Source organism: Tateyamaria rhodophyticola (genome assembly GCF_047777875.1).
Classification (GTDB): Bacteria; Pseudomonadota; Alphaproteobacteria; order Rhodobacterales; family Rhodobacteraceae; genus Tateyamaria.
Genome location: NZ_CP180519.1, coordinates 387,123 through 402,509, shown reverse-complemented (window position 1 = coordinate 402,509; position 15,387 = coordinate 387,123). Strand labels below are relative to the sequence as shown.

The 15,387-nt window shown below is 60.8% G+C and carries 17 protein-coding genes; 1 reads left to right on the top strand and 16 read right to left on the bottom strand.

From position 1 onward, the window contains the following. Nucleotides 1-11: 11 nt before the first annotated feature. The 13 genes from ACERHN_RS03315 to ACERHN_RS03255 form a co-directional block, all read right to left on the bottom strand. Complete coding sequence (locus tag ACERHN_RS03315; protein ID WP_415921225.1) at nt 12-1,319, bottom strand: ATPase; 1,308 nt, start codon at nt 1,317-1,319, stop codon at nt 12-14. 78 nt (nt 1,320-1,397) lie between these two features. Next, complete coding sequence (locus ACERHN_RS03310; RefSeq protein ID WP_415921224.1) at nt 1,398-1,895, bottom strand: prepilin peptidase; 498 nt, start codon at nt 1,893-1,895, stop codon at nt 1,398-1,400. Continuing rightward, nucleotides 1,896-2,762 carry a tetratricopeptide repeat protein gene (locus ACERHN_RS03305; RefSeq protein WP_415922795.1) on the bottom strand — a complete coding sequence of 289 codons (867 nt, stop codon included), beginning with the start codon at nt 2,760-2,762 and terminating at the stop codon, nt 1,896-1,898. 78 nt (nt 2,763-2,840) lie between these two features. Next, on the bottom strand, nt 2,841-3,413 hold the full coding sequence (locus ACERHN_RS03300; RefSeq protein ID WP_415921223.1) for a tetratricopeptide repeat protein: 573 nt from the start codon (nt 3,411-3,413) through the stop codon (nt 2,841-2,843). A 103-nt stretch (nt 3,414-3,516) separates the two neighbouring features. Continuing rightward, complete coding sequence (locus ACERHN_RS03295; protein WP_415921222.1) at nt 3,517-4,494, bottom strand: type II secretion system F family protein; 978 nt, start codon at nt 4,492-4,494, stop codon at nt 3,517-3,519. Between the two features lie 10 nt (nt 4,495-4,504). Then, nucleotides 4,505-5,470 (bottom strand): type II secretion system F family protein, encoded by a 966-nt coding sequence (locus ACERHN_RS03290; RefSeq protein ID WP_415921221.1) that lies wholly within the window; start codon nt 5,468-5,470, stop codon nt 4,505-4,507. Nucleotides 5,471-5,488: 18 nt separating this feature from the next. Further along, nucleotides 5,489-6,922 (bottom strand): CpaF family protein, encoded by a 1,434-nt coding sequence (locus ACERHN_RS03285; RefSeq protein ID WP_415921220.1) that lies wholly within the window; start codon nt 6,920-6,922, stop codon nt 5,489-5,491. Between the two features lie 24 nt (nt 6,923-6,946). Then, entirely contained in the window at nt 6,947-8,185 is a 1,239-nt protein-coding gene (locus ACERHN_RS03280) for an AAA family ATPase (RefSeq protein ID WP_415921219.1), read from the bottom strand. Between the two features lie 242 nt (nt 8,186-8,427). After that, the gene (locus ACERHN_RS03275) at nt 8,428-9,093 is read right to left on the bottom strand and encodes an OmpA family protein (protein ID WP_415921218.1); all 666 of its coding nucleotides are present in this window, start codon (nt 9,091-9,093) and stop codon (nt 8,428-8,430) included. Between the two features lie 9 nt (nt 9,094-9,102). After that, the gene (locus ACERHN_RS03270) at nt 9,103-10,533 is read right to left on the bottom strand and encodes a type II and III secretion system protein family protein (protein WP_415921217.1); all 1,431 of its coding nucleotides are present in this window, start codon (nt 10,531-10,533) and stop codon (nt 9,103-9,105) included. Nucleotides 10,534-10,728: 195 nt separating this feature from the next. Beyond that, nucleotides 10,729-11,586, bottom strand: coding sequence for a Flp pilus assembly protein CpaB (gene cpaB / locus ACERHN_RS03265; RefSeq protein WP_415921216.1), 858 nt, complete (start codon nt 11,584-11,586; stop codon nt 10,729-10,731). A gap of 194 nt (nt 11,587-11,780) precedes the next feature. Further along, nucleotides 11,781-11,954: a hypothetical protein gene (locus ACERHN_RS03260; RefSeq protein WP_415921215.1), complete on the bottom strand. Its 174-nt coding sequence runs from the start codon at nt 11,952-11,954 to the stop codon at nt 11,781-11,783. Between the two features lie 107 nt (nt 11,955-12,061). Beyond that, complete coding sequence (locus tag ACERHN_RS03255) at nt 12,062-12,241, bottom strand: hypothetical protein (RefSeq protein WP_415921214.1); 180 nt, start codon at nt 12,239-12,241, stop codon at nt 12,062-12,064. 377 nt (nt 12,242-12,618) lie between these two features. On the opposite strand from ACERHN_RS03255, the gene ACERHN_RS03250 reads away from it, so the two are divergent. Continuing rightward, entirely contained in the window at nt 12,619-13,428 is an 810-nt protein-coding gene (locus ACERHN_RS03250; RefSeq protein WP_415921213.1) for a lytic transglycosylase domain-containing protein, read from the top strand. On the opposite strand, the gene ACERHN_RS03245 is transcribed toward ACERHN_RS03250, so the two are convergent. From ACERHN_RS03245 to ACERHN_RS03235, 3 genes are read right to left on the bottom strand one after another with little or no spacing between them, the layout of a single operon-like run. Beyond that, a complete protein-coding gene (locus tag ACERHN_RS03245; protein WP_415921212.1) occupies nt 13,429-13,719 on the bottom strand; it encodes a GNAT family N-acetyltransferase in 291 nt (96 codons plus the stop codon). Beyond that, on the bottom strand, nt 13,712-14,338 hold the full coding sequence (locus tag ACERHN_RS03240; protein WP_415921211.1) for a 3-oxoacid CoA-transferase subunit B: 627 nt from the start codon (nt 14,336-14,338) through the stop codon (nt 13,712-13,714). Before ACERHN_RS03240 ends, ACERHN_RS03245 begins: the two co-directional genes overlap by 8 nt. Before the next feature lie 14 nt (nt 14,339-14,352). Beyond that, nucleotides 14,353-15,381 (bottom strand): PAS domain-containing protein, encoded by a 1,029-nt coding sequence (locus tag ACERHN_RS03235; protein WP_415921210.1) that lies wholly within the window; start codon nt 15,379-15,381, stop codon nt 14,353-14,355. Between the last annotated feature and the right edge of the window lie 6 nt (nt 15,382-15,387).

Below are 15,387 nucleotides of genomic sequence, written 5' to 3'. Positions count from 1 at the left end.
CGCGACCCCGATCATTTGACGATATGTTCGTCCTTGACGAACATGTTGGCCCAGGCGCGGTCGATCAGGTCGGGCCGCATTTGCAGGGGGATGCCTTCGAAATTGCAGATCGACACCATTTGATCGACGAGGAAGTTCGGCTGATAATTGGCATAGATGCTGTCGATGGTCGGGTATTTGACCTTGAGCAGGTAGATCAGCGCGTCTTCGTTCAGGGGCATGCCCTTTTTCTTGGCAACCATGGCGAAGATCTTCAGGAAGTTGGCCTGGCTGGGTCCGTCCACTTTGATCTTGAAGAAGATCCGGCGCAGGGCGGCCTGGTCGAAGATTTCATTGGGGTGGAAGTTGGTGGAAAAGATCACCAGCGTGTCGAAGGGCACTTCGAACTTTTCACCCGATTGCAGGGCGAGAATGTCCTTGTTTTCCTCCAGCGGCACGATCCAGCGGTTCACAAGGCTTTGCGGTGGTTCGGATTGGCGGCCAAGGTCGTCCACGATAAAGATGCCACCGGTGGATTTCAGCTGGAGCGAGGCTTGATAGGTGCGCGCGGTTGCGTTGTATTTCAGGTCCAGCATGTCGAGGGTCAATTCACCCCCCGTGATCACCGTGGGACGTTCGCAGCGGACATAGCGTTGATCATATGGCGTGCGGCGGCGCAGGGCCGTGGGGTCCTGTTCCGGTTCGGGCGCGATGACGTGCACGATGGGGTCATAGACGGTGATGACCTGCCCGCCATATTCGATTGCGCGCGGTACGAACACCTGATCCCCAAGTGCGTCGCGGATGCCGTTTGAGATCGAGGATTTCCCGTTGCCGGGCGGGCCGTACATCAGGATCGAGCGCCCGGCGCTGACGGCGGGGCCAAGCTGATCCAGCAGATCATCGGGCAGGACCAGATGGCCCATTGCACCCACCAATTGCTGGCGCGTGACCATGATGTTGCGGATCGACTGGCGTTTGACCTGCTGGCGGTAGACATCCAGCGGGATCGGCATCGCGCCGAAATATTCCGATTGGGCCAGCGCATCGAGCGCACGCGCCTTGCCCGCATCGGTCAGCTGATAGCCCATTTCGTTGCCGTTGTTGGCATTGAGCGTGCCGGTCGCTTCCATCAGCCGCTGTTCGCGGCACATGTCGATCAGTTCCTGCACCACGATACCGGGGATGCACATCGCGACCGCAAGATCCGAGACCATTTCGAGCGATTTGCGGAACATCGTCTTGAGAAGGATGTCCCGCATCATCACGACGGACAGGCGCATGTCTTCGAGCCGCTTGGGCGCGGGCGGAGCGATCACATCTGCGGTGTGCATGTTCATTTGGGCTGCCTCGGAACTGCTCTGGTTTTTTCAGTGCGTAGCGCAGCAATCCGGCCAAATTATGACCTTTGTCGCGTTTTAGGCACCGTAAACCGCTGCAAGGCCGAGGTAGATGGCGAGGGTGGGGCCAAGGGCGAAGCCCATGGGGAATTTGCGCCCCTGTTCCCAACTGTCCCAGTCGGGGGCGAGTTTGCGCAAGCCCGACAGTTTGGCCAACCTGTGCGCGCCGAACGCAGCCAGCAGCACGGCGGCGAAAAGCGGCAGCAGCAGGTTTAGATCGCCCAAAGCCACATAAGGTGCGGCGGCGGCGAGGAATTTGGCGTCACCGGCGCCCATCACACCGCCCGCGTTCAGCGCGATGCCAGCCACCAGCATAATGCCCAGCTGGGCCAGGGCCCAGAGGTAGACGGAAAACGGGAACACGAACGGGCCGATCACGACAAACACGGCGGCGATGGCCACGACCGTCTGATTGGTGATGCGCATTTCGCGCAGGTCCGTGAAGGCCACGTAAAAGCAAAGGGGCACGACAAATGGCAGGAACCATGCCGCCGCAAAGGCCGACTGTTGCATCATTCAGCCGTTCGACACATTGGCTTCGAGCGCATTGAGCGACCGCACCGCCGCCTCGAAATGCTGGGGATGCGTTTCAATCGCGTCGCGCAGCAGGCCCTTGCCGGTGTTCACGTCACCCTGTTTCACGGCCGCAAGGCCCAGCGTGTGCAGCAATTGCGCCCGCTCGGTCTGATCCATGGGGATCACGGGCAGTTGGTAGTTGCGCTGTGCGCCACGTGCCAGGATCAGGTTGTTTTTCGCGGTAAAGAGCGTGGTGTCCTGACGGATCGCATTGCCAAACAGGCGCTCGGCCTCTTTGAAATCACCGCGGGTCAGCTTGGAGTAGCCCCAGTTGTTCAGAACCCCGGCAGGCCGCGTGGTCAGGCCCACCGCCGTTTCATAGAAACTATCGGCCTTGTCCCATTCCTTGTTGCTGTCGGCGATCAACGCCTCCAGCCGGTAGCGTTTGAACGTCTCGTATGTGGGCGGAACGCGGTCCAGCTCTTCTTCGGCGCGGGCCCAATCCCCGGACCGCAGAAGGGCGTCGGCATAGTCGACGCGGTCCTCGTTCGTCACGCCGTCCATCTTGAGCAGCTTGGCATAGGCGCCCGACGCCTCGGTATAGCGTTTTGCGCGGACATAACTGACGGCAAGCCCGCGTTGCAGGTCGATCCGGTCCGGGTTTTCGCCGGCGGTGCGCGAGAAATAGGCGACCGCCTCGTTCGGGTCAGCCACGGTCAGCATCACATCGCTTAGGTTGCTTTCGTCGACGACATTCACGTCCTTGAACGCACGCTCGACGGTTTCATCCGCGTTGTTCTGTTCACTGCACGCAGAGACAACCATCAGCCCTGCCAGACCGGCTGCCAAAATCACGGGGTGGCGCATGTTTGCGTCCTTTGCCTGCTCGTCCATGCGTTTGCGCACGGTCATTTTTTGTTTCACGCCAAATGGCGTGGCCTCATATCAGAGCGCAGTGCGGATCAGAAAATCGCTGCTGCCTCGGCGCACCAGTTTGAACTGGTTGTCGTCTTCATTGGGCTGCAAGTTAACAGAATTTTCCGATTTTGCGATAGCTTTGCGCAAATTATCGCGGATAAGTGTGCTTTCTCCGTCATCCAGCGCGAAGGCGCGGCGGAAAATCTGCACCGCTTCGGCGGTTTCGCCGCGCTCCATCAGCACCACGCCCAGATTGTTGAGCGTTTCGGGGTAGGGATCGAACTCGGTCGTGGCACGGCGCAGGATCTGTTCGGCCTGGTTCAGGCGGCCAAGACCGAGGTTCGCGGTCCCAAGCCCGGACAGGATTTCGGCATTCAAACCCTGATTGAGAGCGGCGCGGTTGAAGGCGCGGATGGCAAGTTCAAATTCGCCCGCAGAGATCAACCGGTGGCCCACCTCGACGCCGCTCACCGCTTCGGCGCGGCGGTCGATGCCGGGGGCAAAGGGCCCGGTTTGCGACGCGTCAATGCCGCCCGTGCCGCAAGCGGCAAGGGTCACGGACAGCAACAGGGCGGGCAGGGCTCGAATGCCTCGGAACATGGATGGTCTTTGCGACGCTTGATTATGACGACACCGCGCGCCCCGGTCGGGACGCGCGGTGCGCATGCCATAGCATGGTTTTCGGCGGCGGCCTAGCGTGGGCTTATTGCGGACCGCCCATGTTGCCAAGTTCCGTGATCCCGTGGACCGAAGGCCCCACAAGGATGATCAGGAGCGGCGGCACCGTCAGCATCATCGTGGCCAGCGTCATTTTCGTGGGCAGCTTGTTGGCGGCTTCTTCGGCGCGCATCACGCGCTTGTCGCGCATCTCTTCGGCATAGACGCGCAAGGCGTCCGCGATGGATGTACCAAAGCTCGCCGATTGCACCAGAACGGTGACAAAGCTTTGCACGTCCTGCACGCCACAGCGTTCGCCCATGTCGTTGAGGACGGTGACCTTGTCCTTACCGGCCTTCATCTCGAGGCTGACGACCATGAATTCGTCGGCCAGCGCCGGGTATGAGGCGCGCAGTTCGGAGGCCACGCGGGTGATCGCCTGATCCAGCGACTGACCGGCTTCGACGCAGACCAGCAGCATGTCGAGCGAGTCCGGGAAGCCCGAGGTGATCTCTTCCTTGCGCTTTTCGACACGCTTGGTCACCCAGTATTGCGGCAGGTAATATCCCACGCCGCCCGGTCCGAGCGTGTACATCAGGATTTTCTGGGTATCCATTTCGTCGGTGCCGACGATGAAATTCACGTAAACCACGCCAAGGATGAGGCCAAGCACACCCAGAATGAACTGGGCCGCGTGGAACATGCGCACGGCGTCGCGGGACTGGTATCCCGCTTGGCGCAGCATCAGCTGGCGCTTGCCCATCTCGGCCACGTCCTGCGGTTCGAGGAAGTTTGCAAAGCGTTCCAGCTGTTCGTTGCGGGCCCCCTGACGCAGGCGCTCCTTGTTGGGTGCACCGGCGGCGCCCTGGCTCTGGGCGCGCTTGAGTTTGGCCAGAGGGTCTTCGGGTTGCTGGAACATCATGATGGCCACGACGGCGATCATCATGATGCCGATGACACCGGCAATAACGATGGGCCCAAGCGGTCCGAGGGCGGCAGTGATAGGGGCGAGCAGTGCGTCCATGGTCTTGTCCTCAGACTTTGATGTTGGTCAGCACGCGCATCACGTAGAGGTTGATGGCAAGCATGATGCCCACGACGAAACAGGCGGGGATGAAGTAGGCGTGGTCGCGCACATCGTCGTAATAGTGCGGGTCGCTCACGTTGATCACGATCAGCGCGACGATGGGGAAGGCCGACAGGAACTTGCCGGACCACTTGGCCTCGGCGGTGATGGCCTTCACGCGGCGGAACAGGCGGAAGCGGGCGCGGATCACCTTGGCCAGACCTGCGAGGATTTCGGCAAGGTTACCACCGGATTGCTGCTGGATCGTCACGGCCACCGCGAGAAAGCGCAGATCCTGCATGTCGAGCCGTTCGGCCATGTCCTTGAGTGCCTCACCGGTATCACGGCCAAAGGCGCTTTCGTCCGCGATCACGCCGAATTCCGAGGCAATCGGGTCCGAGGCTTCCTTGGCCACGATCTGGATGGCGGAGCTGAACGGGTTGCCGACCTTGAGCGACCGCACCATCAACTCGACACTGTCGGGCAGCTGTTCTTCGATCATCCCCATGCGCTTGTTCGCCTTGGACGACACCCAGAAATAGACGGCGCCAATGCCGATGCCCACGGACAGCAATGCCCGGATCGGCACATCGGTGTCGGTGCCCACGCTGAGACCGACAAAGGCCACGACACTCAGACCACCCATGACCATGATCAGCTGTTGCGGCGTAAAGGCGATGGCGGCCTTTTGCGCCTTGTCCGACAGGATCGAATAGAGCGGAATGGACTTTGCACCCATGTGCTGCTGCATCTCCTTGCGGAGCTGGTCCAGCACCTCTTCGCGGCGGCCACCGGATTTGTTCAGCATCTCAAGCCGGCGGTTCACCCGGCTGTTGAGGCTGATGGATTTGCCAAAGCTGACGAGGTACAGGCCCTCGACAAGCACCAGCACGCCGATAAAGATCAGGCCGTAGATGATGGGTTCTGCGCTCATTTCACTGCTCTTTTCAGATTATTCGGCGGCAACAGGTTCGTAGATGGAGGCGGGCAGGTCATAGCCCCACAGACGGAAGCGTTCGGCAAAGTGCGACCGCACGCCCGTGGCGGTGAAATGACCGATGATCTTGTTGTCGGGTGTCAGGCCCACGCGCTGATAGCGGAAGATTTCCTGCATCGAGATCACGTCACCTTCCATGCCGGTAATCTCGGTGATCGAGGTCATCCGGCGCGAGCCGTCCTGCAGACGCGAGGCCTGCACGATCAGGTTCACAGCCGACGAAATCTGGGACCGGACGGCCTTGATCGGCATTTCGATCCCGGCCATCGCGATCATGTTTTCCAGACGGGAGATCCCGTCACGTGCGGAGTTGGCGTGGATCGTGGTCATGGATCCGTCGTGGCCAGTGTTCATGGCCTGGAGCATGTCGATCACTTCCTCGCCCCGCGTCTCACCCACGATGATGCGGTCCGGGCGCATCCGCAGGGCGTTCTTGAGACAATCGCGAGGGGAAACCTCGCCTTTGCCTTCGACGTTGGGCGGGCGGCTTTCCATGCGGCCCACATGGGTCTGTTGCAGCTGGAGTTCGGCCGTATCCTCGATGGTCAGGATGCGTTCGGCGTTGTCGATGAACGACGACAGCGCGTTGAGCGTGGTCGTTTTACCCGACCCCGTACCGCCCGACACGATCACGTTGAGGCGCGTCGCCACCGCCGCCTGCAAATACGCGGCCATTTCTTCGGTAAAGGCACCGAATTGCACCAGGTCATCAACGCCCAGCTTGTCCTTCTTGAACTTCCGGATCGACACGAGGCTGCCGTCCACGGCGATGGGCGGCACCATCGCGTTGAAACGCGAACCGTCCTGCAAACGGGCGTCCACATAGGGGTTCGATTCGTCCACGCGCCGGCCCACGGCGCTCACGATCTTGTCGATGATGCGCAGCAGGTGCTTTTCATCCTTGAACGTCACGTCGGTCAGTTGCAGCTTGCCCGCGCGCTCGACAAAGATCTGCTTGGGGCCGTTGACCAGAATATCGTTGACCGTGTCGTCCTTCAGCAGCGTCTCGAGCGGCCCGAGGCCCGTCACTTCGTCAAACAGTTCCTGGTTCAGGGTTTGGCGATCCTCACGGTTGAGGATGATGTTTTTCTCTTCCAGCACTTCGCCGGTGATCGCGATGATCTCCTGACGCAGATCGGCTTCGGTCGCGTGCTCAAGAGCGGCGAGGTTGAGGTTGTCCAACAGCGCACGGTGCAGTTCCAGCTTGATATCGCCGATCCGTTCCTTGCGCTTGCGCTCCTTGTCCATCGACGTGACCTGCGCGGGTTGCGCAGAGGCATTCGCCTTGCGGGCCACTTTGGATGGGTTGTCCGCCTTGGGCAGCTCCGTGACCTTTGCGGCCGGGGCGGTGGTCGGGGCGGGGGCGGGTTTCTTGTACTTGGAGAACATGGATTTACCTCAAAAGACCGGTGCTTAGGCTGCTTCGGACTGGGTTGCGTTCAACTCGTGAATGGACGCCGCCAGCTTGGCGATTTCGCGGCGCAGCGGGTTCTTTCCGGCGTTTTCAGCCAGCGGCACGCCATGATCGGCGGCCTGCGTAATGGGTTTGCCACCATCCGGCAGCTGTACTTCGATGGCGATGTCGAGGCTTTCGCCCAGACGTTTGACCCGCGCACGGCCCCCAAGGTCGGTGAACTTGGGCGCGCGGTTCAGCACATAGCGCAGCTTTTCCACCGGCAGTTCCTCAGATTGCAACGCGCGTTTGAACCGCAGCGTGTTCTGGGCCGACCGCATGTCGATTTCGAGCGTGGTAAAGTAGAGATGCGCCGCGCTGAGGGCGGTTTCGGTCCATTGCACCAGCGTCGACGGCATGTCGATCACCACATATTCGAAATGCGCCCGCGCCATGTCGATGACCCGGCTGATGTCTTCCGGCGTGACAATATCCAGCGGGATCATGTCCGACGGTGCCGTCAGCACCTGCAACTTGTCCTCATAGGTCAGCAGCGACTGCCCAAAGATCTCGTCATCCATGCTTTCGGTATCCGACAGCATTTCAAACACGGCCTCGCGCCGCGCCAGATCGAGATAGGTGGACGCGGTGCCGAACTGGAAATCAAAATCCAGAAGGCAGACATTCGGTGTATCCCCCCCGCTCAGCAACGCAAGCTCCCATGCGAGGTTCACGGCAAGCGTGGTTGACCCCGTGCCGCCCGCAACGCCGTGCACGACAAACACCGCGCCCTGTTTGTTGGAACCGGATTTCAATTGTGCGGTGCGCTCTTCTTCCACGGGCTGAGGCTGGTAGGTGGCGCGGATCCGTTCGATAGCCTGCTGCAGTTCGCCCTCGGGCAGGGGGTAGGGGACAAATTCATCCGCGCCCTGCCGCAGCAATTGGTGCAGGGATGCGGGTGTGACGTCCTCTGCGATCAGAACGACCTTGATGCCGCGCGACTTGGCCTGCGTGATGATCTCGCCCAGCAGCACGAGGTTGTCTTCGTCGGAATCGTCGATCGCGACCGCGACGAATTCCATCGCTTCGGCATCGGGTTGGTTGAAATAGGCCAGCGCCTCGGCAAAGCCCAGGTCACCCCAGCTTTCGCCCATGCACTGTTCCATATCCTCGATCAACAGATCGAAGTTCTGCACATCGCGGCTGATGGTGCAGGCGGCGATTGGCGCCGTTTCGGGTTGTGGCATCGTGCTGCTCATTGCCATCTCGTCCTTTTTTCAAGGGCTTACCCATCGGGCCATGGCTGTTCCATGACACTGCGGGGGCTGCCCACCTGACACGTCCGCGTTTGGACGCACGTGTCCCTTCGCAAGCGTTGTCGCAGTGAATTCAGGCGAGATTTGGGCCAAAAAGTTCCAATTGTTGGGTATCTCGGAACGATAACGGGCGCGGACCGTGTATTGTCCGCGCCCGTTCCATCAGGCCAATTTGATGTATCTTGTTACTGTTCGGTACGCAGATCGGCGCCCACGATGCCCGACAATTGCGACGGTGCCTGGGCCGAATCCACGTAATCGCGGTAGACGATCTGGGCGTATTTGCCGTCCAGCACGTTGGGATGGGTGCGCACAAAGCCCGTGACCTCGGTCACGGTGCGCCGATTGCGACGCTCGCGGCCTTGCGTGACGATGATGGGCTGTGTCTCACCAAAAGACGCAACCGCTTCGAGCCGCGAACGGCTGATTCCCTGCGTCGTGAGGAAATTCACAACGGCGCGCGCCCGGGCCAGACCCAGACGCTTGTTAAAGCCGGCAGAGCCCACCGCATCCGTATGGCCATAGACCCGGAATCGTACTTCGGGGAATTGACGGATCCAGGTCGCCTGCTGACGCAGCGCGTCCTGCGCCCCGGCATCCAGCTGCGACGAGTTGAACGCAAAGTTGACGGTTGTCAGCACTTCGGACGCAAATCTGTTCGCAAGATCAAAGGAGTACTGCCGCTCTCCGGTCAGGATCAGCGTGTTGTTTGCCGTGGCATTGCCAAAGGCACCGGTATCGGCGATGGCTCCGGCCTCGCGGTAGAACTGGGTGTAGACCGGATCATTGGACGGCCCGCACGCGGAAAGCGCGATGCTGCCTGCCAGAAGGGCTGTTGTGATCGGTTTCATGACCTGTCCTTAATCCAACACGTAGCCATATGAGCCGGAGAAGTCCTGTTTGGCAACCTCGCCCGCGGCACCGGATTTGGGCACGCGTGTGCCCGCGGCGACGCGGCCATGCAGGAACAGGTCGGCTTCGGTCGGCGGTTTGATACGATCCGTGGGCAGGGCCAGCACGTCGCCCTTGACCGGGGTCACAAGGTGCGCGGTGATGATGATCACCAGTTCGGTCTGCTCACGTTGATAAGAGGCACTGCGGAACAGCGCGCCAAGCACGGGCACATCGCCCAGCCACGGCAGCTGTTGGTTGTTGTCGACAAAGTTGTCTTCGAGCAGGCCTGCAATGGCAAAGCTCTCGCCGTCGCGCAACTCAACCGTCGACGATGTCTCACGCCGGCTGAAGGCGTCGATGGTGAAGGCGTCGATGGTAATCCCGTTGGTGGGGTCGATCGCGGACACCGCAGCCTCAAGTTCGAGGTTGATCAGGTCCTTGTCCACCACGCGAGGGATAAAGTTCAGCTCAACACCGAACGGTTTGAATTCGATGGTGACCACGCCGTCTTCCTGGCTCACCGGGACGGGATATTCGCCACCCGCGAGGAACTTGGCTTCCTGCCCCGACAGGGCGACCAGGTTCGGTTCGGCCAGTGTCCGCACAACCCCTTTGGTTTCAAGGGCTTCGAGCAGCAGACCCACCTGGGTGTTGCCTGCGTTAAACCCAAAGAGCACGGCGCCCGCATTGTCGTTTGTGGCGGGCAGGGTGCCGCCAAGGCTGCCCGCGACGCCGCCCGCGGTCACGTTGGTGCCGGTGCCCGCGCTGATGCCCGTGTCACCGGAAAAGATCGTGCCGCCGAGGCTGAGCGAGGAGCTCAGCGATTTGGAGACAGAGCGGTTCATCTCGGCAAAACGCACTTTCAGCATTACTTGCTGAATGCCGCCGACGCTCATCAGGTTGCTGACGCGCCCTTCGGCATACCGTTCCGCCAGATCCAGCGCGCGCTGCAACTTGGCGGCCGAGGATACGATGCCCGACAGCACGATGCCGTCATTGGCGGTGCGCACTTCGATTTTCTCGCCGGGCAGAATCTGCCGCAGCCGTTCCTTGAACTCGGAGATGTCCGCGGCAACCCGTACATTCACGTTCGTGATCAGCCGACCGTTGCCATCCAGCAAGGTCAGCGTGGTCAGGCCGGGGGCCTTGCCCAGAACATAGATTGTCCGATCGCTCAGCGATGAGATATCCGCAATTGCGGGGTTGGCGATGCTCAACTCGGCAAATGCCGTGTCGCTTTCGACCACAACCGCGCGGTTCATCGGAACATCCAGCGTGCGTGATGTCGCCTCGCGTACCACGCGCAGCGTTTCTGCCTGTGCCATGTCGACCGCAATCGGGCCCATAGCCAATGCCAGCCCGGTGAGGGCTGCCTTGAAAAGTCCGTCGATTTTCATGTGACCTGCCTTTTTGATCACGCCTCAGTTCGGGTCTTTGTCGCCCGTCATTGCAATCAAGATGCGCCCATTTCGATTTTTTTGCAAGAATCAATGACTTCACGGTTTGTTTTTATGTGGATAAGTGGCAACAGACCCAAAAATGCAACAGCGCCCCGCAAGGCGAGGCGCTGAGATAAACCTTTGAAAAGCGGCTTAGTTTGTGCAGGGGATCGGAATTTCCACCACCTCGGCACCGCGGCGTGTGCGGATGGTACAGGTCTTTTCCTCTTCCACTTCCACGGCGGCTTGCTCTTCTGCGAGGCCAAGCAGCGTGCGCTGGTTCACTTCGAAGGCGGACGCCACGGTGTCATCCCCGGTGCCGACCAGCGACAGGAACAGCCGGCCCGTCGATTGTGCCTGGGCAAGGCGGCCGTCCTGGCCGGGTTCCACCGCAACCGTCACGGTCTGCGCAATGGTTGCGCCGTCGACGTCGCCATGGGTGCTCTGGTCAATCGCGATCAGCTTGACGCCCGCTTCGATCAGTTTGGTGACTTCGCCACGTGCCTGGCCCACCGATTGATCGACGCGACCGGTCCAGTAGACGTCAACACGGTCGCCCGGACGCAGGAAGCCGGAAACACCGGTGGCCACGTCCACCTTGATCGCAAAAGCGCGCATGCCGCGTTCCAGGCGGGAGGTCAGGCCCGCCTCTTCGCCGGGCGCAGTCACCTTCACGGCCATGATGGCCTCGTCTTTCTCCATGGCGCGCAAAACGGTGCGACGCTCGGTCTCGCCTTCGGCATAGATCGGGTTGTCAGCGGTGAACGCACCGTCGGGGATGGCTGTTTCCGGCCAATCCACCGTGCGGAAATCTTCGTCCAGAAGTTCTTCGCCGTATTTCAGCTGCCGTTCGGCAACGAATACCGGGACTGTCGGCACGATCTTGTCACGCTGCGCGCGCTCCTTGGCCAACGCCGTCTGGTATTGACCAATGTAATTCTTCGCCATGTAGACAGCGCCGCCCGCAAGGACGACACCAGCGACCAAAACCAGTCCAAACACCATTCGCATCTCAGTACCTCATTACTTGGACCCCCTTGAACGACAGGGCCTCTTTCCTCAAACCTATCTCGGGAATGTGGCATTTTCAGGGAGCGGTTGCGGCCTCAGTTTGACCTTTCCCGCCCCGCGAAAATGTCACGTCCACGCGCAAACGCCCGGATGCATCCGGGCGCTTCTTGCCACGCAGTGAGCGGGGCTTTGCTTTAGAAAAAGCCGGTCATAAAGGCTTCGACGCCAGCGGAGACACCAACCGAACCGTTCGTGAGCAACAGCACGAGGGCGACGGCGAGGGCGACGACGGCTGCGGTCAGGACGACCCAATCGACGGTCACGGCCCCGGACGTGTCCCGGGCAAATGATTGAATGACTTTTTTCATAGCGGCACCTTTGCTCAATAGTTCATGTTACCAAGTGTTGCGCAAAGGGCCGTGACCAAGGTCTGGTCACGGCCCCGCGCGTTTTCACACTGTCAGGTCAGACCAACTTAGTTGGGGTCTTGTGCCTGCAGGAATGTGTCGGTGTCAGCTGTCAGCTCGGTCGCACCAGTCTGGATCGAGGAATAAGCAGCAACGGCCAGGCCAACCACAGCAGCGGTCAGAACAACCCAGTCAACTGTCACGGCGCCGTTTTCGTCTTTACGGAAGTTTTTGATGAATTTGATCATGATACGTCCCTCCAAGGATCGTTAGGTTTTGCGTTTCTACCTTGCCGTCCGTATCGAGGCCGCTCTCTCTCTTTGGCCTCTGTCCGACTTGGTATGACCGTATATAGCCCCCGGATTGGGGCACGAATTTGGCGGCTTCGCGGGCTTTTCGCGTCTGATGCACTTTTTAGGAGGCGTTTGGGTTAGGGCATTGAAAATAAACGGAATAAAACTTCTTAAAAGATGATTTTTTCCAAATGTGCGCTGTTTCGACCTGACAATGTGGCAACGCCGTCAAAGTTCCGATTTACAATGCTGGATCGAGGCCCGGTTTTTTGCGATACTGTAAACAATGGCGGTCGCAAGAACCGCATGCGCAGTTGATGCAGGCAGTTAAAATGTTCAGAGCGATTTGTATTGCGGGCCTCGTGGCCGGTTTGGCGTGTGGAACTGCGGCCGCAGATGACCCGCCGCCGTTCAAGGATTTCTCGGCCAAGCGCGTGAAACCGCCCGCGGCGGGCACATCCAAACGTATCACGGTACAGATTGACCCGTCCGAAGCGGTCAAAGCGCCCGCCGCCACGGTGCGTGATGCCACAGCCCCCGCACCGCGCGGGTATGAGGCGCGCTATGACTGGTTCTGGTCCGATGTGTCGGCAGGGTTGGAGAATGCGGGGGCGGGGCGTCTCGCACCTGCGATGAGTGCGTTGGCCAAGTCGAAGGCCCCGGTTGCCGCCCCCCGCTTGCAACAGATGCAGAACGTTGCGCGCGCGCATGGTGTCGATATCCTGCGCGCGACCATCGGCACCGACGTGTCGCCCGCGCTGGTGCTGGCCGTCATGATGGTCGAATCCGCGGGCAAGTCGGATGCGGTCAGTCGGGCAGGCGCGCAGGGTCTGATGCAATTGATGCCGGACACGGCCGCCCGGTTTGGCGTCAGCGACAGCTTTGCCCCGTCCGAAAACATCGGCGGTGGGGTCAAATATCTCGACTGGCTGATGGGCACGTTTGACCGTGATCCGATCCTCGTGCTGGCGGGGTACAACGCGGGCGAGGGCGCCGTGCGCAAACATGGCGGCGTGCCGCCCTTTGCCGAAACGCGCGACTATGTGCCTAAGGTGCTGGCGGCGTTTCAGGTGGCGCGCGGGCTGTGTATCACACCGCCGGAGCTTGCCAGCGACGGCTGCGTGTTTGCGGCGCTCAATTGATCAGACGTTGAAGGCGTCCGCCCATTCGGGGTGCATGGCGCGCTGCGCATTCACAAACGGGCACAGCGGGACGATCTTCCACCCTTCGGCGCGGGCGTCCTCGACCAACCGCTTGACCAGAGCCTGACCAGCCCCCGTGCCGCGCATCGTGTCGGGCACACCGGTGTGATCGGCAATGCGCGTCTGTGGCGACAGGATGGAATACGTCAGCTCCGCCTCTGCGCCATCCCGTCGCAGGACATAACGTCCCTTGGTTTCGCCGTCTTCGCGGGTGATCTCGACCTCAGACAATGGTTGCCTTGGTTGCGGCGCGCAGCTCTTCTTCGGTCACGCCATCCGCGGTCTCGACGATCTTCAACCCGCCATCGACCACGTCCAGCACGCCGAGATTGGTGATGATGCGGTCCACCACGCCCTTGCCCGTCAGGGGCAGGGTGCATTCGGGGAGCACCTTGCTGTCGCCATGCTTGTTGGTGTGGTCCATGACCACCACGACACGTCCGACGCCCGCCACAAGGTCCATCGCGCCGCCCATGCCCTTGACCAGCTTGCCCGGGATCATCCAGTTCGCGAGGTCACCGTTCTCGGCCACTTCCATCGCGCCCAGGATCGCCATCGCGATTTTGCCGCCGCGGATCATGCCAAAGGAGGTCGCGCTGTCGAAATAGGCCGTCTGGGGCAATTCGGTGATCGTCTGCTTGCCCGCGTTGATCAGGTCGGCGTCTTCTTCGCCTTCGATCGGGAAGGGGCCCATGCCCAGCATACCGTTTTCGGATTGCAGCGTGACCTCGACGCCCTCGGGGATATAGTTCGACACCAGCGTCGGGATCCCGATCCCGAGATTGACGTACCAGCCGTCTTCAAGCTCTTGCGCTGCGCGCGCAGCCATCTGGTTGCGATCCCAAGGCATCGTGGTGTTCTTCCTTATACGTCTGTGACGGTCGCGCCCGCAGGCACGTCGATTGTGATATAGCTGCCCGCAGCGCCGCGGCCCAGTTGCAGCGTGCCTTCCAACCCTTCGATCAGGCCGGACACGATGCGCCCGCCCACGGTGGCGGCGTCGGGCCAATCCATGTCCGCAGGAATACCCACACCGTCATCGGCCACGATGAGGCGCAGGCCACCGGCGCTGAGCCGGCTCATGCGGACCTCGACCAATCCCATGTCGATGCGGTCGAACGCGTGCTGGAATGCGTTGGTCAACAATTCCGACATCACGAGACCCACCCGCGTCGCCGTCTCGATCGGCACCTCGAGCGGTTCGATCTGCAGCGACAGGCGAATGCCCGAGCGGCCTTCGATATGCGCAATGGCAGCGGCAAGGCGAGACAGATAGCTGCCCATCTGGATGCTGTCGCGGTTCGACTGGCTGTCGCTCAGCTTCATCTCTTCATAGAGCAGCTGCATCGTTTCAATGCGGCGGCTGAGCGCTGCGAAATCTTCGGGCACGGATGTGGTGCCAGATTGCTGACGGATCATGCCGATGATCATCGACAGGTCAGAGGCCACGCGGTTCTGAATCTCGATCAGTTGCGCGTTGATGTTTTCAGCATTTGCCGATTGCTCGGTCGGGCGCAGTTCCTTTTGAACGCCGACGAAATACTGCGTGTTGCCCGCCGTGTCATGCACCGGTGCCACGATCAGCCGGTTCAGGAACGGCTCGCCGTTCGCGCGGTAATTCAGGATGTCGACCGACACGCTTTCCTCGGCCTCGATCCCCGCGCGCAGGTGATCCACGTCGCGCTTGCTGGTGTCGGGCCCTTGCAGGAACCGGCAGTTGCGCCCGATGCTGGCCGACCGGGCATAGCCGGTGCTGCGTGTGAACGCCTGGTTCACATAGACAATCGGGTTGTCTTCGAGGTTGGGATTGGTCACGACCATTGCGACCTGTGCCCGGCTGAAGCCTTCGAAGGATTTGTCGTCTTCCAACAGCTGTTCAATGGTGTCAGGCATTGCCTG